Source organism: Streptomyces sp. NPDC006208 (assembly GCF_040613775.1).
GTDB lineage: Bacteria > Actinomycetota > Actinomycetes > Streptomycetales > Streptomycetaceae > Streptomyces.
The window spans coordinates 49,466-71,232 of the sequence record NZ_JBEXSW010000016.1; the positions used below are offsets into that span (position 1 = coordinate 49,466).

16 protein-coding genes are annotated in these 21,767 nt (G+C 70.1%); 12 read left to right on the forward strand and 4 right to left on the reverse strand.

Annotated elements, in window-relative coordinates; genetic code table 11:
- Positions 1–391: 391 nt before the first annotated feature.
- Together ABZ208_RS15330 and ABZ208_RS15335 are read left to right on the forward strand one after the other, a co-directional pair.
- On the forward strand, positions 392–2,023 hold the full coding sequence (locus ABZ208_RS15330) for an MFS transporter (protein WP_356909962.1): 1,632 nt from the start codon (positions 392–394) through the stop codon (positions 2,021–2,023).
- 88 nt (positions 2,024–2,111) lie between these two features.
- Positions 2,112–3,302: an acyl-CoA dehydrogenase family protein gene (locus ABZ208_RS15335; RefSeq protein ID WP_356909963.1), complete on the forward strand. Its 1,191-nt coding sequence runs from the start codon at positions 2,112–2,114 to the stop codon at positions 3,300–3,302.
- An 84-nt stretch (positions 3,303–3,386) separates the two neighbouring features.
- On the opposite strand, the gene sepF is transcribed toward ABZ208_RS15335, so the two are convergent.
- Complete coding sequence (gene sepF, locus ABZ208_RS15340; protein WP_328402318.1) at positions 3,387–3,821, reverse strand: cell division protein SepF; 435 nt, start codon at positions 3,819–3,821, stop codon at positions 3,387–3,389.
- Positions 3,822–4,111: 290 nt separating this feature from the next.
- On the opposite strand from sepF, the gene ABZ208_RS15345 reads away from it, so the two are divergent.
- The 5 genes from ABZ208_RS15345 to ABZ208_RS15365 all read left to right on the forward strand — a co-directional run bounded on the left by ABZ208_RS15345 (position 4,112) and on the right by ABZ208_RS15365 (position 8,292).
- Positions 4,112–5,356 (forward strand): DUF5685 family protein, encoded by a 1,245-nt coding sequence (locus ABZ208_RS15345; protein ID WP_356909964.1) that lies wholly within the window; start codon positions 4,112–4,114, stop codon positions 5,354–5,356.
- Positions 5,357–5,880: 524 nt separating this feature from the next.
- On the forward strand, positions 5,881–6,372 hold the full coding sequence (locus ABZ208_RS15350) for a hypothetical protein (protein WP_356910064.1): 492 nt from the start codon (positions 5,881–5,883) through the stop codon (positions 6,370–6,372).
- Positions 6,279–6,500: a DUF1684 domain-containing protein gene (locus tag ABZ208_RS15355; RefSeq protein ID WP_356910055.1), complete on the forward strand. Its 222-nt coding sequence runs from the start codon at positions 6,279–6,281 to the stop codon at positions 6,498–6,500. Before ABZ208_RS15350 ends, ABZ208_RS15355 begins: the two co-directional genes overlap by 94 nt.
- A 270-nt stretch (positions 6,501–6,770) precedes the next feature.
- Positions 6,771–7,676 carry a S1 family peptidase gene (locus tag ABZ208_RS15360; RefSeq protein ID WP_356909965.1) on the forward strand — a complete coding sequence of 302 codons (906 nt, stop codon included), beginning with the start codon at positions 6,771–6,773 and terminating at the stop codon, positions 7,674–7,676.
- Between the two features lie 136 nt (positions 7,677–7,812).
- Complete coding sequence (locus ABZ208_RS15365; RefSeq protein WP_356909966.1) at positions 7,813–8,292, forward strand: hypothetical protein; 480 nt, start codon at positions 7,813–7,815, stop codon at positions 8,290–8,292.
- Between the two features lie 19 nt (positions 8,293–8,311).
- Here the strand turns inward: ABZ208_RS15365 and ABZ208_RS15370 are convergent, their stop codons facing one another.
- Positions 8,312–9,220: a DUF4231 domain-containing protein gene (locus tag ABZ208_RS15370; RefSeq protein ID WP_356910056.1), complete on the reverse strand. Its 909-nt coding sequence runs from the start codon at positions 9,218–9,220 to the stop codon at positions 8,312–8,314.
- A 424-nt stretch (positions 9,221–9,644) separates the two neighbouring features.
- On the opposite strand from ABZ208_RS15370, the gene fxsB reads away from it, so the two are divergent.
- The 4 genes from fxsB to fxsT all read left to right on the forward strand — a co-directional run bounded on the left by fxsB (position 9,645) and on the right by fxsT (position 17,968).
- On the forward strand, positions 9,645–11,825 hold the full coding sequence (fxsB, locus tag ABZ208_RS15375; protein ID WP_356909967.1) for a radical SAM/SPASM protein FxsB, inactivated metallohydrolase extension form: 2,181 nt from the start codon (positions 9,645–9,647) through the stop codon (positions 11,823–11,825).
- Positions 11,826–11,883: 58 nt separating this feature from the next.
- The gene (locus ABZ208_RS15380) at positions 11,884–12,594 is read left to right on the forward strand and encodes an AAC(3) family N-acetyltransferase (protein WP_356910057.1); all 711 of its coding nucleotides are present in this window, start codon (positions 11,884–11,886) and stop codon (positions 12,592–12,594) included.
- Positions 12,595–12,708: 114 nt separating this feature from the next.
- Complete coding sequence (locus tag ABZ208_RS15385) at positions 12,709–14,046, forward strand: TIR-like protein FxsC (RefSeq protein ID WP_356909968.1); 1,338 nt, start codon at positions 12,709–12,711, stop codon at positions 14,044–14,046.
- Entirely contained in the window at positions 14,030–17,968 is a 3,939-nt protein-coding gene (fxsT, locus tag ABZ208_RS15390; RefSeq protein ID WP_356909969.1) for an FxSxx-COOH system tetratricopeptide repeat protein, read from the forward strand. The genes ABZ208_RS15385 and fxsT overlap by 17 nt, the downstream gene beginning before the upstream one ends.
- A 189-nt stretch (positions 17,969–18,157) precedes the next feature.
- Here the strand turns inward: fxsT and ABZ208_RS15395 are convergent, their stop codons facing one another.
- Positions 18,158–19,024 carry an alpha/beta fold hydrolase gene (locus ABZ208_RS15395; RefSeq protein WP_356909970.1) on the reverse strand — a complete coding sequence of 289 codons (867 nt, stop codon included), beginning with the start codon at positions 19,022–19,024 and terminating at the stop codon, positions 18,158–18,160.
- 170 nt (positions 19,025–19,194) lie between these two features.
- Between ABZ208_RS15395 and ABZ208_RS15400 the strand changes: the two genes are divergently transcribed.
- On the forward strand, positions 19,195–20,379 hold the full coding sequence (locus ABZ208_RS15400; RefSeq protein ID WP_356910058.1) for a S1 family peptidase: 1,185 nt from the start codon (positions 19,195–19,197) through the stop codon (positions 20,377–20,379).
- 58 nt (positions 20,380–20,437) lie between these two features.
- Here ABZ208_RS15400 and ABZ208_RS15405 read toward each other — a convergent pair whose 3' ends face one another.
- A complete protein-coding gene (locus tag ABZ208_RS15405; RefSeq protein WP_356909971.1) occupies positions 20,438–21,685 on the reverse strand; it encodes an AI-2E family transporter in 1,248 nt (415 codons plus the stop codon).
- Positions 21,686–21,767 lie beyond the last annotated feature (82 nt).

Genomic DNA, 21,767 nt, shown 5'->3' on the forward strand with positions numbered 1-21,767 from the left:
GGCTTTGTGATGCCGATGTGATGTGGAGTATGTCTCAGGGCCGGTTCTATTCACGGTCCGTCAGGAAAAGCAGGTGACCCTGTTCCCTATTTATCGGACGGTCTTCCTGTCACGTTCTTATCTCGGGTTCGAAATGGTTCACCGGTGCACCGTGCGGAATTTCCCCGTTGTTCAGGGCCCGCCAAGATCCGCTTCGCCCGCGCGGGGAGTGTCGTACGCCACACCAGGGCATCCGCCCAGGTGAGAGATCGACCACGCATCACACGCCCGAACTCGCGTACGCTGGCGGCTCGCTCGCGCGTCGACGCCGGGCCGCCCACCGGGACGACAAGCAAATACCGTCCCCGGCGCTGGCCCGCCGAGTGCGAGGGACTCACTGGGAGGTACGTACATGTCCGTGACGACCACGGCCGGAGCACGCCTGCGTGCCGCCGGCGGCGGTGCCAACCGCTGGGTCGTCCTCGTCGTCCTCTGCGTCAGTCTGCTGTTCGTCGCCCTCGACGCGACCGTGCTGCATGTCGCCGTTCCCGCCGTCACCGAGGATCTGCGACCCAGCGGTGTCGAGCTGTTGTGGGTCGTGGACGCCTATCCGCTGATCTGTGCCTCCCTGCTGATCCTCTTCGGCACGCTGGGCGACCGGGTCGGCCGTCGCCGGGTGCTGCTGATCGGCTACGGCCTCTTCGGCGCGGCCTCCGCGGTCGCCGCCTTCGCGCCCACGCCCGAGGTGCTGATAGGCGCGCGCGCCCTGCTCGGCGTCGGCGGCGCCATGATCATGCCCGCGACGCTGTCGATACTGCGCGACGTCTTCCCGGACCGCCGTGAGCGGGCCATGGCCATCGGCATCTGGACCGCGGTCGCCGCGATCGGAGCCGCGACCGGACCGGTGCTCGGCGGCTTTCTGGTCGAGCACTTCTGGTGGGGCTCGGTCTTCCTGATCAACATCCCGCTGATGGCTCTGATCCTCCCCGTCGGCCGCTGGCTGCTGCCCGAGTCCAGGGGCTCGGCGGATGGACCGTGGGACGTACTCGGCGCGCTGATGGCCGCGGCCGGTGTGCTCGGAGTCGTTCTCGGAGTCAAGCGCCTCGGCGCCGGCGACCAGGTGCTCGACGCCGGCACCCTCGGTCCCTTGCTGGCCGGTGCCGCCCTGCTGGCGGTGTTCGTACGGCGTCAGCGCCGCCGCGAACACCCGCTGATCGACATGCAGATGTTCACCAGAGCCGCGTTCTCCTCTTCCGTCGGCTGCATCATCCTCGCGATGCTCGCCCTCGTCGGCCTGGAGCTCATAGCCGTCCAGTACCTGCAACTGGTCCTCGGGCTCAGCCCGCTGGAGACCGGCCTGCGGCTGCTGCCGCTCACCTTCGCCGCGATGGCCGCCGGCGCCACCGGCTCGTACACACTGCACCGCGTCGGCCCGCGCCGGATGGTCGGCTGGGGCTTCGTCCTGACCGCGGCCTCCGTGCTGCTGCTGACCGTGATGGGCCAGCACGACCGGCCCTGGCTGCTCACCGCAGCGTTCGTACTGCTCGGCTTCGGACTGCAGACCACCTTGTTCGGCGCGTACGAGTCGATGCTCAGCGAGGCCCCGGCCCACCAGGCGGGCGGAGCGGCCGCAATCGGCGAGACCTCGTACCAGCTCGGCGCGGGCATGGGCATCGCACTGCTGGGAAGCGTGATGAACGCCGCGTACGCGCCGGCGGTCACCGCCCTGTCCGGAGTGCCGGACCGGGCGAGTGCCGCTGCCGCGCACTCCCTGGGGGAGGCCTACCAAATCGCCGACACGCTGGGCGGGCCGGCGGGACACGCGCTGCGGACCACGGCCCGCCACTCCTTCGTCCACGGTCTGCATGTCACGCTGCTGGTCAGCGCCGGGCTGCTGCTCGTCGGTGCCCTGGCGGCGCTCAAGCTGCCGCGCATGATGGAGTCGGCGGTCGACAAGTGCCCGCGGCAGCGGCTGCCCGAGGTCTCGATCCCGGCCGGCCGTGAGCCGGCGGAGGCGGCGGGGTCTGGACGCACGGCACACTGAGCCGTAACGTCAGCCGCAACTAGCACTGCTAGTTTTCGTCCGTCGTGTGTTCGTGTTCCGCTGTGTGAGAGCCGCCGGAGGCCAGACCATGTCCGCACCCTCGAAGCTGCCGCCCTTCGACGCCGGCGATCCGCTCGGCATCGACGATCTGCTCGATGCCGAGGACATCGCGATCCGCGACACTGTGCGCACCTGGGCCGCCGACCGCGTCCTGCCGTACATCGCCGACTGGTACGAGCGCGGCGAGCTGCCCGGCATCCGGGAGCTGGCCCGGGAGCTCGGCTCGATCGGCGCGCTCGGCATGTCGCTCGAGGGTTACGGCTGTGCCGGGGCCACCGCCGTCCAGTACGGACTGGCCTGCCTGGAGCTCGAGGCCGCCGACTCCGGCATCCGTTCGCTGGTGTCCGTGCAGGGCTCGCTCGCCATGTACGCGATCCACCGGTACGGCTCCGAGGAGCAGAAGCAGCGCTGGCTGCCCGGCATGGCGGCCGGCGAGATCATCGGCTGCTTCGGCCTGACCGAGCCCGATGTCGGCTCCGACCCCGCGGCCATGCGTACCTACGCCAAGAAGGACGGCGCCGACTGGGTGCTGACCGGCCGCAAGATGTGGATCACCAACGGTTCGGTCGCCGGCGTCGCCGTCGTCTGGGCGCAGACCGACGACGGCATCCGCGGCTTCGTGGTTCCCACCGACAGCGCCGGGTTCTCCGCGCCCGAGATCAAGCACAAGTGGTCGCTGCGGGCCAGCGTGACCAGCGAACTGGTCATGGACGAGGTACGACTGCCCGCCGACGCGGTGCTGCCGGAGGTCACCGGACTGCGCGGACCGCTCGGCTGCCTCAGCCATGCCCGCTACGGGATCGTCTGGGGCGCGATGGGCGCCGCGCGCTCCAGCTTCGATGCGGCGGTGGCGTACGCCCGGACACGCGAGCAGTTCGGCAGGCCGATCGGCGGCTTCCAGCTCACCCAGGCCAAGCTCGCCGACATGGCCGTCGAGCTGCACAAGGGCATTCTGCTCGCCCACCACCTGGGCAGGCGTATGGATGCCGGGACGCTGCGGCCCGAACAGGTCAGCTTCGGGAAGCTCAACAACGTGCGCGAGGCCATCGAGATCTGCCGCACCTCGCGCACCATCCTCGGCGCGAACGGCATCTCCCTCGAATACCCCGTGATGCGCCATGCGACCAACCTCGAGTCGGTGCTCACCTACGAGGGCACGGTCGAGATGCACCAGCTGGTGCTGGGCAAGGCGCTCACCGGCCTGGACGCGTTCCGGTAGGTCCCGGTTCGGCCGGCGAGAGCTCCCCCGGCCACCGCTGGGAGGGGGTGCCCCCGGACGAAGTCTGGGGGAGTGCCCCCACGCTCAGCTCTGGTTGAAGAAACCGTCCTGCACGCGCCCCGCGGACTCCCCGCTGACGATCTCGGTGTCGGCGGGGGTCAGCAGGAACACGCGGGTGGCCACGCGCTCGATCGAGCCGCGCAGCCCGAAGGCCAGCCCGGCGGCGAAGTCGACCACGCGCTTGGCGTCGGCCGCCTCCATCGAGGTCAGATTCACGATGACGGGAACGCCGTCCCGGAACAGCTCGCCGATGCCGCGCGCGTCCCGGAATCCGTCCGGGGAGATGGTGGCGATCCGTCGGCCCTGTTCCTGGGCGGATTCGGAGGCCACGCGCACCCTGGGGTCGGTGACCCATGCGTCACCTGTGTCAGCATCCCCGGCGTACTCGTCGTCGTAGTAACGCCCGTCGTTGTCCTCGACGAGTCCCAGCCAGGCGCTCGCCTTGCGTACCGAACCCATGGACGCCTCCTTCCGCTGCTGCAGTGGTCTCACTGCGGTCTCTGTCGTTCCGCACCCCTATGGTCGTCCATAATGCGGATCGCGCGCCAAGTGGATAGTCGCCGCGCAGGGGATTCGTGACGGTACTGGTGCAGAAGATGTGGCGATTCGTCAATGTTCTTCCTGCGTAGGGGGCGTGAGGGGATCAAAATATATAAGTCGGGCCGGACGGGTGAGTCCGGGGGCGTATGGGTGAACGGATCACTCGATACGATGCGTGCCGCACTGTCGATCGACCCTCGGGGGGCGTCGTGTTCGGAATCGTCAGACCCTGCACGCACAGGCTCGGCGACGGGCTGAAGACCGAGTGGATGGCCCATCTGTGCGGCCTGTGTCTCGCACTTCGCGCCGACCACGGCCAGTTCGCCCGGATCGTCACCAACTACGACGGCCTGATCGTCTCGGTTCTGACGGAGGCTCAGACCGAGCGCACCACGGCACAGCGGCGCACCGCCGGGCCCTGCCCGCTGCGCGCCATGCGCACCGCGCCCGTCGCCCGCGGCGAGGGGGCGCGCCTGGCGGCCGCCGTGTCGCTGGTGCTGGCCTCGGCGAAGGTGCGGGACCACGTCGCCGACCGGGACGGCGTGTTGGCCCGCAGGCCGGTGGCCGCTGCCGCCCGCCGGATAGCCTCCGGCTGGGACCGGGCGGGTGCGCGTACCGGCGCGGAGCTCGGCTTCGACACGGCGGTGCTTGTGGACGCGGTCGACCGGCAGGCAGGGATCGAGACGCTGGCCGGCCCGGGGACCTCCCTGCTGACGGTGACCGAGCCGACCGAGACGGCCACGGCGGCCGCCTTCGCGCACACCGCAGTGCTCGCCGGCCGTCCGCAGAACGTGGCACCCCTCGCCGAGGCCGGCCGGCTCTTCGGGCGGCTTGCGCATCTGCTGGATGCCGTCGAGGACAAGGAGGCTGACGCCGCGTCGGGAGCGTGGAACCCGCTCACGGCGACCGGCACGTCGCTCGCCGAGGCGCGCCGCCTCGCGGACGACGCGGTGCACGGCATCCGGCTGGCGCTGCGGGACGCGGACTTCGTGGACGGCAAACTGGCGCACGTACTGCTCGCGCACGAGCTCCGGACCTCGGTGAACCGTGCCTTCGGCTCGACCACCTGCTCGCACCAGGGGTACGGCCCGCAGCCCGGGCAGGGCGGCAACCCGTACGGCGGCCAGGGCAACCCGTACGGCCAGGGCGGGGCTTACCCCGGCGGCGGACCCTACGGCTCCAACAACCCCTACGGCGGTGGGATGCCGGGCGGCCCGGGCGGTCCCGGCGGCGGCCTGCCCCCGCAGTTCGGTGGCGAGCCGCCGACACCGAAGCCGCGCGGTTTCTGGGCAGGCTGCGCGGTCTTCACCGGGCTCTTCTGCACCTGCCGCATCTGCTGCGCCAAGGAGTACGAGGGCCCCTGGTCCCGCAAGAAGCGCGAGGGCTGCTGCCACAAGTGCGACTGCGACTGCGGTCCGAACTGCGACTGCTGCTGCCCCTGCGACGGCTGCTGACGGGGCGTCGGACCTCTGGGGACCGGGTCACCTGGTCCCGGCCGGCTCGCGCTCCCGCCTCGGTGCGAGCCGGTGGTACGGCGTGTCCTGAACATGAGGGGCGTGAAGTCTCCAGGTGGCTCACTCGGAGGAGGGAACGACGGGTGCGGCGAGGGGGCGGCACGGTGTTGTGTGCGTGAAGGCGACAAGCGGGAAGCGGGAGATCTGCGCAGCCGCGCGCGAGCGGCGCGGGGGAGTGGACGGGCACGTCCGGCATGTCTGCGGGAGACATGCGCGAGAATGCCGTCGGATCAGCTCGACACGACGAGGACCACACGCGACCGAAGTCGATGGGGGAGCGGGTGCCCAGCCACTGCTGCGCATGCATGGCCCAAGTGGAACAGGCACTCGCCATGATCCCGGGTCCGTACGGCCCGCTGTCCCTCACCGGGACCCTTCCCCTGCCTTCGGTCGGAGGTGCTCCCAGGCTTGCCGACCGCCCGGAAGGGCAATTCCGGCCGTCCCGGGAACCTGGACCGAGGACGGTGACGAGGGGGGCTCAGCGCCACCGACGCGAACCTCTCACCGTCGACGGCAAGCCGCTCACCTGCCGGATCCGCCTCACCGCCGACCATGCGCCGGTCCCCGGAAACCGCGTCTCCCACGGCGAGCGCCGACTGGTCGTGCTGTGCCGCGACGACCTGTGGGCAGTGCGCGACTTCGACCCGCAGGCAGGCTCGCACGGCCTTCCGGGGCATCGAGGCGGCACGGTACGACTTCGCCGGGCAGTGCAGGGACACTTCCGGGCCGACGAGCGGGACCACAGCATCCGGGTCGAGAACACCGAGGGCCGCGAGCGAGGTCTCGGCCTTTGCGGGGAGATCGTCTTCGACCTCGACGGCGAGGAGCGCACGCTCAAGGCGCCGGTCGGGGCGACGGATCGCTGTGGGCGGCCTTCGCCGACGCGACCAGCGGTGACAGCAGCCACCGCTTCCGGTTTCTGCGGCCGGCCGCGCCGTCACCGGAGGGCTCGGTGAGCGTCGACTCAGCCGCGCTCCTGCCGCCGTGCGTCTTCGCGGGCCACTTCATCTGCCCCTTCCCGACGCCCGGGAACACACTGCCCGTCGCGGTCCCGGCCGGCGAACGGAACCGCACGGGACGCTGATCCGTCCTAGGGGGCGGACGAACACCGAGACGCATGCACAGCCCCGGTCGCCGAAGAGGCCGCCGGGGCCCTGTGGCATGCATGTGCCGAGCGGCCGAAAAGACCCCTTGTGCGGCAAGTTGACGGCACGAATACTCCCGAGCAGCGCTTGTCAGGGGTATGGCCTGTCCGGAAAGCGGAATGACCGGATGGTGTCCGTACGTCCTGGCTGCGCCTCACGGGCCCCGAACCCCACGAACGGGCCCCCATTCCCCTCGGGAGGAACGAAAAGTGAGGATCAAGCGCACCATCCCCCGCAGCGGCAGCTCCAGACGCATCCGTCTGCTTGCCGCGTCCACCGGCCTGATCGCAGCCGCAGCACTGGCCGTCCCCACCGCCACCGCCACCGCCGACCCAACACAGACTTTCAGCGCGAACCAGCTCACTGCCGCGAGCGACGCCGTGCTCGAAGCGGATGTCGCAGGCACCGCCTGGCACATCGACCAGGCCACGGACACCCTGGTCGTCACGGCCGACAGCACCGTCTCCAAGGCCGAGATCGCCAGGATCAGGAGCGAGGCGGGCAGCAACGCCGGAGCCCTGCGCATCGAGCGCACGCCCGGCACCTTCTCCAAGCTCATCTCGGGCGGCGACGCCGTCTACGCCACCAGCTGGCGCTGCTCCCTCGGCTTCAACGTCCGCAGCGGCAGCACCTACTACTTCCTGACCGCAGGCCACTGCACCGACGGTGCGGGCACCTGGTACACCAACTCGTCACGCACCACGAGCATCGGACCCACCGCCGGCTCCAGCTTCCCGGGCAACGACTACGGCATCGTCCGCTACACCAACACCTCGCTGTCGCACCCGGGTTCCGTCGGAAGCGTCGACATCACCAGCGCCGCCAACGCGACCGTCGGCATGTCCGTCACCCGCCGCGGCTCCACCACCGGCACCCGCAGCGGCTCCGTCACAGGCCTGAACGCGACCGTGAACTACGGTGGCGGTGACGTCGTCTACGGCATGATCCGCACCAACGTGTGCGCCGAACCAGGCGACAGCGGCGGCCCGCTCTACTCCGGCAGCCGGGCGATCGGTCTGACCTCGGGCGGCAGCGGCAACTGCTCCTCGGGCGGCACGACGTTCTTCCAGCCGGTCACCGAGGCACTGAGCGCCTATGGAGTGAGCGTCTACTGACGCCGACGCAGACAACCGAGCCGGTCGAGTCCCCGTCCGCATGCACTGCATGCCGGACGGGGGCTTCGACGTTCCGCCCCTGTTTGAGAGGATGTCAGGAGGCGTGGACGTCGCAGTGACGGGGGTTGCAGGCTTCGTGAAACGCATTGGAGTGACCGGCCACCGGGGTATCCCGCCTGAGGCACTGGCTCACATCCGGGCCGGTATGCATGCCGCGCTCTGCGGCCATCGGGGCTCGCTGGAGGCGCTGTCCTCCCTGGCGGTCGGCGCCGACCAGCTCTTCGCCGATGTCGCACTGGCCTGCGGCGCGGAGCTGACCGTGGTGATCCCCAGCGGCGACTACGAGCGGGGCTTCGTGCGGCCCGACGAGCTTGCCCACTACCGACGGCTGAAGAGCCTGGCCACCCGGGAGATCCAGCTGTCCTTCCCCACCTCGACCGACGAGGCGTACTACGCGGCCGGCGCCTATATCGCGGACCGTTGCGACCGGCTTCTCGCAGTCTGGGACGGACGCCCCGCCCGCGGCCACGGCGGAACCGGCGATATCGTCCGCTACGCCCGCGATCTCGGCAAACCGGTGACCGTCCTGTGGCGTGAGGGCCTCGAGCGCGACTGAACACCGGACTGACGCAGCCTCAACTACGGTGCCTGACAAGCCAGTCCGTGTGCTGGGGCGAGACGATCCGCTCGGTCTCGTAGACTGCGGAAGGCCACTGCGCATCGGTGACGGTGGTCTCCATCGCCGTGTGCAGTGCCGCCAGATCCTCCTCCACCAGCGAGTGCGCGGCTATGAGCGGCTGGTGCCGGCGGATCTCGCTCCAGGCGAGACACGCGGCCGCCGCGGCCGACAGCACCCCGGCCACATGGGCGGACCCGGTGACCGAAAAGGTCCGCAGTGTGGCGAAGAACAGTGCGAACAGTGTGAGCAGGCCGATCGACGCGGACCAGAACGCGGTGGCGCGACGGGATATCTCCGTACGCCGGTGGTACCAGTTGCGCTGCTCGATCAGCCGGTCCCTGACGTACGTCTCCTTGCGTACGCTGAACGCCTTCGCCCGCAGCCGCCGCATGGGTGTGGTGATCAGGTCCGCGGCCGCCGCACTCGCATCGGCGCCACGCGGGTCATCCCAGCCGACCTTGGCCAGCTCCAGTAACCCTTCCTCCAGCCGGGCGGTGAACAAGGCGTCGGCATCGGTGCCGGCCTCCGTGGTTCCGAACGGAGTGCCGTGGACGGCGTAGCGCCAGCACATGGACCTGATGAACTCCGCGGCGGAGCGGTTGAGTTGCCAATGCGACTTTGCTCGCCGCCGGGAGGAGCGGTAACTGAGCACCAGCACTCCGGCGTAGGCCAACGCACTGAAGAATCCCATGAGTTGGAAGGATCCACCGAGCCGCAGAGAGGACGGCAGCGCTGCGAAGGCGGCACCCAGGACCAGCAGCAGGAGCTGGTGGCGGGTGGCGGCGACGGCCTCCCGCTGGCGGGCGATGGCTGCGGCGTCCGTGTGATGGAAGAGAACCGGCAGGTCGGAGTTACGGAAGACCATGCTTTCCAATGGCCGCGGAAACTCGCTCATACGCACCCCCGTCTGCGGTTTTGCCTTCACCCTTTAGATGGAATGGCTCGTTCCGTACTGTCCTGCGAGAATGCTGCGAAACTCTTTCGTTCCGTATCGCACGCGCTGAGTTGCTGCGGGTGGCCATGAGGGTAAAGTCGTGCCGCCGGCACCGCAACGGTGCGTGGTATCTGTGCTGGACACGGCATTGAGCTGGACACAACATCAAGGACGGCCCCCTATGACGCTTCACTCCTCCCCTTCCTTCGCTGCTGCGAAGAAGAATCGGGCCCCGCTGGCGCAGATCGACGTGCGTGGTGCTGATGCCGCGAAGAAGTTGGCGCGCTTGCTTCCGGTTTCCGACGACCGAGCAATGCGGGCATCCACCTTTCAGTCTGCGCTCTAGACTGGCGCAATGACTGGACCCCTGGTCCCTTTCCGCGAGATTGTGGTGAAGGTCCACAGCAGGTGCGATCTTGCGTGCGACCACTGCTACATCTACGAACACGCTGATCAGAGTTGGCGAACCCGCCCGAAGGCAATCTCTGACGAAGCGATTTCCTGGACAGCTCTGCGACTGGCCGAGCATGCCAAGAGCCATGCCCTGCCCTCCGTGTCAGTGATCCTGCACGGAGGGGAGCCTCTGCTGGCGGGCCCCGCACGCCTGCGGCGGATCTGCGAGGAACTCACCGCGGCCCTCGACAAGGACACCGCCCTCGATCTGCGGATCCATACCAACGGGTTGCAGCTCAGTCCTCGCTACCTCGACCTGTTCGACGAATTCGGTGTCCGGGTCGGTATCTCCCTCGACGGTGACCGCGCCGCGAACGACCGCCACCGCCGCTTCGCAGACGGCCGCACCAGCCATCCACTGGTTCTGCGGGCCGTGGACCTGCTCCGCCAGGAGCGCTACCGGCATCTGTTCCTCGGGCTGCTCTGCACGATCGACGTGGCCAACGATCCCCACGCCGTGTACGACGCCCTCACCGAGCTCGCGCCGCCCCGTATCGACTTCCTGCTGCCGCACGCCACCTGGGCCGACCCTCCGGTCCGACCCGACGGCTCGCCCACCGCGTACGCCGACTGGATCCTCACCGTCTTCGACCGCTGGGAAGCACAGGGCAGGCCGGTGCCGGTACGGCTCTTCGAGTCCGTGCTCTCCACCCTCGCCGGCGGCCCCAGCCTCACCGAGTCCCTGGGGCTCGCCCCCACCGATCTCGTGGTCGTCGAGACCGACGGCGCACTGGAGCAGGTCGACTCGCTCAAGAGCGCCTACGACGGCGCCGCGGCCACCGGTTTCGACGTCTTCACGCACACCTTCGACGAGGTCGCCGCCCACCCCGGGGTCCGCGCCCGACAGCTCGGGCTGGCAGGCGTCAGCCGGACATGCCGCCAGTGCCCCGTCGTACGCTCGTGCGGCGGAGGGCTCTACACCCACCGGTACGCCACCGGCACCGCCTTCGACAACCCCTCCGTGTACTGCACCGACCTCGAAGCGCTGGTCCGCGGCATCGAACAGCGCACGGCCGCGACCGGGTCCCCGGCCGTGACCGACCCGGAAGCCCTTCGCATCCTCCAGCAGGAGCTGACCCGCCTTCTGCTCGCCGAGCTCGACGCACGCCTCGACGGCCGCGGAGGCGAGAAGTGGGCAACGGCCTGGCAGCTGGCGTCCGTCGTCGAGCAGCGGTCGGACGGGATGGACGAGATCCTCGCCCATCCCTACACCCGCAGCTGGCTGCGCACCTGCCGGGACGCCCTCCACGAGCAGCGGCCGGACGCCGTCGAGCTCGCACTGCAGCTGGACGCGTACGTCGCGGCGGCGGCCGTACGAGGCGGGCTGGACATGCCCGTACAGGTCACCTGCCGGGGCGGCACGCTCGCCCTGCCCACCCTCGGCGAGCTGCGGCTGGCCGGGGTCCCCGACCAGTGCGAGGCCGAAGTACGAGGCAGCCGGCACGAGCTGTGGGTGCGGGTGCCGGGGCACGAGGCGTTACGCGTACGCCCCGGAGTCGCCGCCGACGGCTGGCGGCCCGTACACAGGCCCGGGCTGGAGGGCTGGCCCGACCTGGTGCTCGACGACATCGACCCGCACCGCGACTTCCGGCAACCGGTGCACGAGGACGAGGACCCCGAACCGCTCACCGAGGCATGGACGCTGCTCCGGCGGGCCGACCCGCGCCAGGCCGCCGAGATCGCGGACTCGCTCACCACCCTGACACCGCTCCCGGACGGCGGGCCGTCCGTCGGACGGCACGGCTACGGAGCCCTCGGCCTGAGGATCCAGGGCCCGCCCGCCCAGCTGGCGGCCGCATTGCTGCGAGGCTTCCGCCGCGCCAAACTCCAGGCGCTGACCGAGGTCACGGACCTCTGGGCCCAGGACGGATGGTGGCACCACCCAGCCCCCTGGCAGGACGAGCCGCTGCCGGTGTCGCAACTGCTGGCCGAGGCGTACGAACGCGTCGGACTGCGGGCACTCGACGCGAGGGAGGCGGCGCCGGCCGGACCCGCACTCGCCGTCCTGGAGAGCAGCGCCGAACTGACCGTCGACGGCAAGCGCCTGGTGGCCGTCCTGCGGGCGGAGGCCACCCGTGGCTGACCCCCGGCAGGACCGGAACCTGGCGGACAGCGTGCGCGAGGCGGGCGTACGCAGCGGCATGACTCTGCTCGTGCATGCCTCCCTGCACGGCACCGGACTGCGCGCAGCGGCCGTGCGCGACGCCCTGCTGGACGTACTGGGTCCCGGTGGCACGCTGGTGGTGCCCGCCTTCACGGCGGAGAACTCCGACACCTCCCCCGGCTACCGGGCCCAGGTGCGTGGCATGACACCCCAGCAGGAGGCAGCCTTCCGGGCGGACATGCCGGCCTTTCACGCGGGCACCACACCCAGCCAGGGGATGGGCCGGTTGGCCGAGTCCGTACGCACCGCCGAGGGGGCTGTGCGCAGCGGCCATCCGCAGACCTCGTTCGCCGCGATCGGGCGCCGGTCCGCGGAACTCCTCGCCGACCATCCGCTGACCTGCCATCTCGGTGAGCGCTCACCGCTCGGCGCGCTCTACCGGGCCGATGCGCACGTACTGATGATCAATACCGGCTACCGCGTCTGCACCGCATTTCATCTCGCCGAGTACCGCACCCAGGTGCCCCTGCGCACCTACCGCTGTGTGGTGCCCCGGCCCGACGGTGGCCGGGAATGGACCGAGTACAAGGACATCGAACTGGACGACAGCGATTTCGATGTCATCGGCAGTTCTTTCTCCGATGGCCTGAAACAGGAGAGACAACTGGGGGGAGCGGTCACAAGGTTGTTCTCGATCAGGGATGCGGTGGACCATGCGGAGAGATGGATGACCGAAAAGCGGCGTTGAATGACTGAACGTCGGGGGCATGGAGTGTGTCCTGCTCCGGAATGATGAAGTCGTCGCTCGCATCTTTCATCGATCGTGGGTGTCAGGTCGGGCTTCACACAGGACGGGGGTCGTGTGTCGGATTCAGCGCAACGGACGGCTGATCATCGGCCGTACTTCTTTTTGAGCTACGCACACACACCGCGGTACGGAGCGGGAGGCCCTGACCCCGACATGTGGGTCGAACGGCTCTTCCGCGATCTGTGCGGCCATGTGATGGCCATGACCGATCTGCCGGCCGGCGCACCCGCCGGGTTCATCGACCGGGAGATACGGTCGGGGGAGGGCTGGTCCGAGCGGCTGGGTGAAGTTCTGGCCACCTGCCGGGTCTTCGTGCCGCTCTTCTCCCCCCGCTACTTCGCCAGCGAGATGTGCGGCAAGGAGTGGTACGCCTTTGCCCAACGGGCCATCTACCACCAGGCCAAGAGCAACCGGCCGGCCGAGGCGATCGTCCCGGCGTTATGGGTGCCGATGCCTCCGGAGCAACTCCCCGGACCCGCGGAGCGGTTGCAGTTCAACCATCGCGCCTTCGGCGACCGCTATGTGACCGACGGGCTCTACGGGCTGATCAAACTCCGGATCTTCGCCGAGGAGTACGAGGCCGCCGTCTACGAACTGGCCAAACGCATCGTCAGCGTCGCGGACACCACGCGCGTGCCGTCCGGCAACCCCGTCGACTACCGCCAGGCGCCCAGCGCCTTCGGCAAACCGACCGGCGGCCCACGGCCCATGCATGTCACCGTGGCCGCACCCACCCAGCACGACCTCCCCGAAGGCCGCGCCTCCGACTACTACGGCAAACAGTCCCAGGACTGGAACCCCTACCATCCGGACTCCGCAAGGCCGTTGGCGTATGTGGCCCAGGACCTGGTGCGCTCACTGAACTACCAGGCAAGCGTCTCGTCGTTCGACCACGAGACACCCGCCGACGCCGGGCAGCCGCCCACCCGGCCCGAGATCCTGCTCGTCGACCGCTGGGCGCTGGAGGACGAGGACCGCCGCCGGCGGCTCGCGGCCTTCGACGCCGAGCCGCGGCCCTGGGTCTGTGTCGTCGTCCCGTGGAACCGGGACGACCCGCAGAGCCGGGCCTCGGAGGCCGAGCTGATCGAGAAGCTGGAGCGCACCATGCCGCACCAGATGCGTCAGGGCCGCGCCGCCTGCCGGGCCGCGGCCAAGGGCGTGCTCAGTATGGAGGCGTTCGGCCAACTGCTGCCGCAGGTGGTGGAGTCGGCGGCCCAGGAGTACCTACGGCACGCCGAGGTCTTCCCGCCCGCCCCGCCGGGCGGCGGCAGCCGCAGCGAACGGCCCCGGCTGCGCGGCCCGATGGCGGCCGAGTACAGCACCACGCACTACGTCCCGAACATGCGTGACATAGCCCCTGATGCGGAGGACACGGATGACAGCCAGTCGTGACGGGCGCATCATCACTTTCTACTCGTACAAGGGAGGCACGGGCCGCACGATGGCCCTGGCCAACGTGGCCTGGATCCTGGCCGCGAACGGCAAGCGGGTCCTCGCCGTCGACTGGGACCTGGAAGCACCCGGCCTGCACAAGTTCTTCCACCCCTTCCTCGACCCCTCCACCCTCGGTGCGACCACCGGTGTCATCGATCTGATCACCGAGTACGCCTGGGCGGCCACCAACCCGGAACCGCGCCGCGACGACTGGCATCTCGACTACGCACGCATCCAGCCGCACGCCGTCTCCCTCACACCGGAGAGCCTGGGCTGGCAATTCCCCGAGGGCGGCACACTCGACTTCGTCTCGGCCGGCAAACAGAACCGCGAATACTCCGCGACCGTGTCCACCTTCGACTGGGACAACTTCTACGACCGGCTCGGCGGCGGACACTTCTTCGACGCGTTGCGCGACGACATGAAGACCAACTACGACTACGTGCTGATCGACAGCCGCACCGGCCTCAGCGACATCGCCGACATCTGCACCGTCCACCTGCCCGACCTGCTCGTCGACTGTTTCACCCTCTCCGACCAGTCCATCGACGGCGCCGCCGCCGTCGCCCGGCAGATCGACGAGCGCTACGGCGGCCGCGGGATAAGGATCTTCCCGGTGCCGTGCCGTATCGACGAGGGCGAGAAGGAGAAGGCGGATGCCGGACGGGCACTGGCCCGGCTCAAGTTCGACGGCATCCCGAGCGGGCTCACCGGAGACGAACTGACCGCCTACTGGGGCGCGGTGGAGATTCCGTACCGGCCGTACTACGCCTACGAGGAGACGCTCGCGACCTTCGGCGACGAAGCCGGGCTGACAAGTTCGCTGCTCTCCGCCTTCGAGCGGCTCACCGCCGTCATCACCGACCAGGAGATCACCTCCATGCCCGCGGTCGGCGACGAGGCCCGGCTGCGGATCAGGGACGCGTTCACGCGCCGCCGGCCCGCCCTGCCCGCCGACCTCTTCCTCAGTTACGTGGCCGAGAACCGCATGTGGGCCGACTGGGTCGAGTACGTCCTGACCCGGGCGGGCTTCCGGGTCGTACCGCGCGATGTGTCGGCCGAGCGTGAGCGCGTCGAGGTCGACACGCAGAGCGACGAGGCTGCCACCCGTACCGTGGTGCTGCTGTCGCCCGCGTACCTCAAGTCCGCCCACGCCGTGGACGTCTTCTCCCGCGCCGCGGCCGCCGAACCGGGCGCGCGGCGTCAGCTGGTGCAGGTGCGGGTCGGCGACGTACGCATGACCAGTCCGAACATCGACCGCAACCCCGTCGACCTGTTCCGGCTCGACGAGGTCCAGGCAACCGCGTCGCTGTTGCGCTCCCTCGACCGTCCGGTGCAGCTGCCCGAGGCGGCGTCGGCCGGGCCGCGCTTCCCCGGCACCGTGCCGAAGATCTGGAACGCGCCCCCGCGCAACCCTGGATTCACCGGGCGTTCGGTGGTCCTGGAGCGGATGCGCGACCAGCTCGGCGGCGGTATGTCCGTGGCCGCGGTGCTGCCGCAGCCGCAGACTCTCTACGGACTCGGCGGCGTCGGCAAGACCCAGGTGGCGCTGGAGTACGTCCACCGGTTCATGGCCGACTACGACCTGGTCTGGTGGATCTCCGCAGAGCAGCCGGACGATGTGGTGGCCGGACTCGCCGAACTCGCCGTCCGCCTCGGTGCGCAGGGCGGCGACGACATGGCCGCCGCCTCGCAGGAAGCCATCGACCTGCTGCGGCGCGGCGTGCCGTCCCCCCGCTGGCTGCTCGTGTTCGACAACGCGGACGATCCCGAGCAGCTCAAGCAGTACTTTCCCGCGGGCGGACCGGGGCACGTCCTCGTCACCTCCCGCAACCAGACCTGGTCGCAGTACGGGGACGCCCTGCCCGTCGACGTCTTCCTGCGCGAGGAGTCCATCGAGCACATCCAGCGTCGCGCGCGAGGGCTGAGCGTCGAGGACGCGGATCAGGTCGCCACGGCCGTCGGCGACCTGCCACTCGCCGTCGAACAGGCCGCCGCCTGGATCGCCGAGACCGCGACCCCGGTCGCCGCCTATCTGGAACAGCTCAGGGAGCAGGCCACCAGCGTCCTCGCGCTCAACCAGCCCGCCGGCTACCCCGAACCGGTCGCCGCGACCTGGAACGTGTCCATCGAGCAGCTCCAGGAACGCTCACCCGCCGCCGTGCGTCTGCTGCAGCTCTGTGCCTTCTTCGCACCCGAGCCGATCTCCGCGAACCTGCTCTACAGCAAGGAGATGATCGACGAGCTCAAGCCCTACGACGCGTCGCTCCAGGAGAAGCTGGTGCTCGGCCGGGTCATCCGGGAGATCGGCCGTTTCGCCCTTGCCAAGGTCGACCAGGTCTCCAACAGCATCCAGGTGCACCGGCTGGTACAGGCGGTCATCAGAGCCCAGCTCGGCGAACAGGAGCAGATGGATGCGCGGCACGCGGTCCACCGCATCCTCGCCGGTGCGCGGCCCGACGACGACGAGCCGATCGACAACCCCGAGACCTGGCCGCGGTTCGCCACCATCTGGCCGCACCTCGGCCCGTCGGAGGCCCGGTACTGCAAGGAGCCGGAGACGCGCCGGCTGCTGATCGACCGGGTGCGCTATCTGTGGAAGCGCGGTGACTGGAACACGGCTTCCACCCTCGCCAACGATCTGCGCGAAGCCTGGCGGGACATGCTCGGCAACGACGACCTCCAGTACCTGTATCTGCGTTTCCACCTCTCCAACATCCTTCGCTCCCAAGGGCGTTACGTAGAGGCCAAGGAGCTCGACGAGGAGACCCTGGAGAGGCAGCGGAGAGTGCTCGGGGAAACCCATCCGCACACGTACATGACCACCAGCGGACTCGCGACCGACCTGGGCGCGCTCGGCGAGTACGGCACGGCGATGGAGCTGGCGACCAGGGCGCACGAGGGATTCAGCCAGATCTTCCACGAGTCCCATCCGCGGACGCTGGCCGCGGCCAACAACCTGGCCCTGAACCTGCGCATGGTCGGGCGGTACGCCGAGGCCCTCGAGCTCGACCAGAGCCTGTTCGACCGGCGCTTCGAGCTCCACGGCCCGGCACACCCGTACACCCTCTCCTGCGCGATGAACCTCGCCCGGGACATGAGGGAGCTCGGGATGTACGAGGACTCCGTGTCGCTGCTCAGCCGCACCTACGAGCGCTACAAGGAGCAGCTCGGCCGGGCCTTCCCGGGCACGCTGGCCGCCGCCAAGAGCCTGGCGGTCTCGCTGCGCAGGGCCGGCCGGCTGGAGGACGCGCGGCGGCTGACGACCGCGACCCGGATCCGCTACCGGGCCAAGTACACCTCGGCCAACCCGGACCTGCTGGCCTGCGACCTGAACCTGGCGGCCGACCTGTTCGCGGCCGGTGAGCCGGTGGCGGCGCGGGACCTGGCGCAGGAGGTCGTCGACCAGTACAGGCTGGTGCCGGGGGAGCGGCACCCGTACACCCTGGCCGCCATCAACAACCTCGGCATCTACACATGGGGCTGCGGGTCTGCGGAGTCCGCGGCGCAGCTGCTGCAGAATGTCTCCGCCGTGATGCGCCAAGTGCTCGGCGAGAATCATCCGCACGCCCTGTACTGCACCATCAACCTCGCCAACGCCCTTGCGGATCTGGGCAGTCTGGAGGAGGCACTGGAGATCGAGCAGCGGACCGTGGCCAAGCTGCGCAAGGTGCTCGGCCCGCACCACCCGGAGGTGCTCGGCATCGCCTCCAACCTGTCCGTCACGCTCGGGCTGCTGGGGCGCAAGGACGAGGCGGGGCAGCTGCGGACGGAGACCTTGAAGGAGCTGCAGCGCCAGCTCGGCGACGAGCACGCGCTGACCCGGATCGCCCGCGACGAGCGCAGGGCACACCGCGACCTGGAGCCGCTGGCGGTGTGAGGCCCGAAGGCGCGGTGCGGGGCAGTGTGTCCCGCACCGGGCTTCGGGGCGCGCGTCGGGCGGTCCGGGGGCCGACGCCGGGTTCCCGGGTCGGGGTGGTCGGGCGGCGTCACTTGCGTGGCGTGGCGGGGCCGGAGGCAGGTCCGTGGGGCGGCGCCCCGCGTCCGTCCGCGGGCCCCGGCGCCTGAGTCAGTCGTCGAGCAGCCAGGTGAGGATCCTCGGCAGCGCGTGCAGCGCGTCGAAGTGTGCGGCGGCCGGTTCCAGCACGGCCGTCACACCCGGGATGCGCTGCGCCAGCCAGCGGGAGTGGCCGACCGGCGCGAAGACGTCCTTCTCGCCGTGCCACAGCATCACCGGGCCCTTGATGTCCGCAGGATCGAAGCCCCAAGGGCTGAGGAAGGCCAGTGCGTCGTCGATCCAGCCCCACGCCGAAGTGCGCAGCGCTTCCCGGTAGTTGCGCAGCAGCATGGATCTGACGCCCGCGTCCGCGACCACCATGCGGTCCGAGTCTGTCAGCTCCCGGCGCAGATCGTCGAGGAGCTTGACCGGATCCTTCCTGATCTCGGCCGAGCGCGTGATGAACCGTTCGACGAGATCGGCCGGGTCGGCCAACGCCGTTCTGTACTCCTGCACATTGGACGCGGCCATGCCCTCGAACCAGTCGAGTCCGTCCGCGTCCTTGGGGGCCAGCGTCACCAGCGCGGCGGTCCGGGTGACCCGTTCGGGCATCAGAGCCGCGCAGGCCAGCGCATGCGGGGCGCCGCCGGAGCGGCCCACCACGGCGAAGCGCTCCAGGCCGAGTGCGTCGGCGATCGCGCGGACATCTTCGGCCACATCGGCGATGCTGCGACCTGCCAGCCGGTCCGAACCGCCGTAGCCGGGGCGGTCGTACGCGATCAGCTGCGTGCCGCGCTGGTACAGCACCATGCCGCGCGGAGCCGGGCCCAGTCTGCTGCCGGGCGTGCCGTGCAGCAGGAAGACCGGCCTGCCGCGCGGATCGCCCAGTCGCTCCACCATCAGATGCCGCCCGTCCGTCGCGTGCACCCGACGTCGCACCCGAACGCCCCCCTTCGGCCGTACCTGCCCTATGCAGACATCATGAGCCTGAAATTCCCCGCACGTCCGGTGATTACCCATCAGGACGCAGACGTGCCGCCGTAATCCGGCCTCCTGTGAAGAGTCTGTGAACGCAACCGTGGTGTCGTGTGCCCGTCCCGCGGTCGACCTTGTGTGCGAGTGTGACGCGTCGGAATAGTGGGCGGCCGATCCTCCGTGTCCGGTCACCCCCACGTGCGCCGGGCGCGGCCCCCACAGGAGGTCAAACGTTGAAGCACCGACGCATACCCAAGCGGAAGGCAGCGATCGCCGGCGGCGCGATCGTCGCCCTGGCCGCCGCCGGCCTCACGTTCCAGAGTGCGAACGCCAGTGACAACACCGAGCAGTTCAGCGTCAAGTCGCTGACGGCGCCGGCTGCCGGGAATCTCGCCGTCACGCTGAAGGCGGACCTGGGAGCCGACGAGGCAGGCGCGTACTACGACACCAAGGCCAAGGCCCTCGTCGTCAACGTGGTGGACGAGGCAGCCGCGCAGACCGTTCGCGAGGCGGGCGGCAAGGCCAGAATCGTCGAGAACACCCTTACCGAGCTGACCGGCGCCCGGCAGACCCTGACCGACAAGGCGTCCATTCCCGGCACCTCGTGGGCCACCGACCCGGTCACCAACAAGGTGGTCGTCACGGCCGACCGCACGGTCTCCGGCGCGGAATGGACCAAGCTGCAGCAGGTCGTGAAGGGCCTCGGCGGCAAGGCCGAGCTCAAGAAGACCGCAGGTGAGTTCAAGCCGTTCATCGCGGGCGGCGACGCGATCCACTCCGGCGGCGGGCGCTGCTCGCTGGGCTTCAACGTGGTCAAGGACGGCGAACCGCACTTCATCACCGCCGGCCACTGCGGCCAGTCCGGCAGCGAGTGGTCCGAGTCCGCGGACGGCGCGCCGATCGGCACGATGGTCGACTCGCAGTTCCCGGGCAACGACTTCGCGCTGGTCAAGTACAGCGGCAGCACCGAGCACCCGAGCGAGGTCGACCTCTACAACGGCAGCGCGCAGGCCATCACCCAGGCGGGCGAGGCGACCGTCGGTATGCAGGTGCAGCGCAGCGGCTCCACCACCCAGGTCCACGACGGCGAGGTCACCGGGCTCGACGCCACCGTGAACTACGGCAACGGCGACATCGTGGAAGGCCTCATCCAGACCAACGTCTGCGCCGAGCCGGGCGACAGCGGCGGCTCCCTCTTCGCCGGCGACGCTGCGATCGGGCTCACCTCGGGCGGCAGCGGTGACTGCACCTCGGGCGGCGAGACCTTCTTCCAGCCGGTGACCGAGGCGCTGAGCGTCTTCGGCGCCGAGATCGGCTGACGTACCCCACCGTGGGCCGAGGGCCCGGGTCTCCCGTCACGGGCGGCCCGGGCCCTGCTCATGCCCGGCCCTCCGGGCCTTTCTCCCGGCCCGGCTCGCCTGGCCGGCGCAGCGCCAGGTGGGCCGCCCAGATGACCGACACCAGCGGGACGGCCACCACCGCGCCCACCACCCCCGCCGCGATGGCTCCGCCGATCACCGTGAGCGCGACCACCACCGGGTGCAGCCGGACCGCCCAGCTCATCACGAGCGGGTGCAGCAGATGCCCCTCGATCTGGCCGATGATCACGATCAGTGCGACGACGACGGCCGCGATCACCGGCCCCTTGGTGGCCAGCGCCACCACCGCCGCGACGGCCAGTGCGATGGGCGAGCCGATCAGCGGAACGAAGGCGGCGAAGAACTCCAGCAGTGCGAGGGGCACGGCGAGCGGCACACCGAGTGCGTAGAGGGCGACGCCGACAAGGACGGCGTTGGTGGCGGCCACCAGCACGATCCCCCGGGTGTACCCGGTGAAGGTCCGCCAGCCCGCCCGTCCGGCAAGCACCACGCGGCTCCTGAGCCGCGCCGACAGCCGGCCACAGAACCAGCTCCACTGCCGGTCGCCCGAGTGCAGGAAGAACACCGAGCAGAACAGTGCCAGCGCGAGCACCGTCAGCACCTGCACCAGCCGCCCGGCGCCGCTGAGCGCCGTGCTGATCAGCGTGGAACGGTGGCTCGACAGGAACTGCCCGATCCGGGACCGGATGTCGGTGAGGGTGTCGGGGTTGAGCCGGAACGGCGGCTCCTCCAACCACCGTTCGATTCTGCCGAGGCCCGCCCCGAACTCCCGCTGGAGCGTGGCGCGCTCCCCGGCGACCACCTCGCCGATCAGCGCGAGGGTGCCGAGGACAGCGATCATGCTGCCGATCAGAGTGATGGCAACGGCGAGCGCCCGTGGAAGCCTGCGGGCCAGCAGATCGGTCACCGGCCGGAGCAGCGCGGTGGCGACCAGTCCGAGAAAGACGGCCACGGCGATCTCGTGGAAGCGACCCAGCAGCGAGAAGACGGCGTACACGACGGCGCCCACCACCAGGAGTCGCCAGGCGTACGCCGCGGCGGTCCCAAGGAGCGGGGGGACGCGTGGCCCGGCGCCCGGCTCCGTGCCGGCGGGCTCCGTACCGGCGCGGTGAGCCGGGCCGGCCGGGCGGTGGGCCGTGCGGCGTGCCGTACGGATCCGCAGCCGCCGCGCCTGGGACGGGCCACCGGCGTCGGGCTCCCCGGCGGGCCTGTCGCCACCCGACGGGCCGGGGCTTGTCTGTGCCATGGCCCAACGCTCGGCGGCACCCGGTGTTCGTGCAGGTGGGACGGGGCCGAATGGCGGATGGCCGCAGGCCCGGGGCGGGCCG

Coding starts and splice junctions, on each gene's coding strand:
- ABZ208_RS15380 (WP_356910057.1), top strand. CDS start 11,884: ATGACTCTGCTCGTGCATGCCTCCCTGCACGGCACCGGACTGCGCGCA.
- ABZ208_RS15370 (WP_356910056.1), bottom strand. CDS start 9,220: ATGGTCTTCCGTAACTCCGACCTGCCGGTTCTCTTCCATCACACGGAC.
- fxsT (WP_356909969.1), top strand. CDS start 14,030: ATGACAGCCAGTCGTGACGGGCGCATCATCACTTTCTACTCGTACAAG.
- ABZ208_RS15405 (WP_356909971.1), bottom strand. CDS start 21,685: ATGGCACAGACAAGCCCCGGCCCGTCGGGTGGCGACAGGCCCGCCGGG.
- sepF (WP_328402318.1), bottom strand. CDS start 3,821: ATGGGTTCGGTACGCAAGGCGAGCGCCTGGCTGGGACTCGTCGAGGAC.
- ABZ208_RS15335 (WP_356909963.1), top strand. CDS start 2,112: ATGTCCGCACCCTCGAAGCTGCCGCCCTTCGACGCCGGCGATCCGCTC.
- ABZ208_RS15330 (WP_356909962.1), top strand. CDS start 392: ATGTCCGTGACGACCACGGCCGGAGCACGCCTGCGTGCCGCCGGCGGC.
- fxsB (WP_356909967.1), top strand. CDS start 9,645: ATGACTGGACCCCTGGTCCCTTTCCGCGAGATTGTGGTGAAGGTCCAC.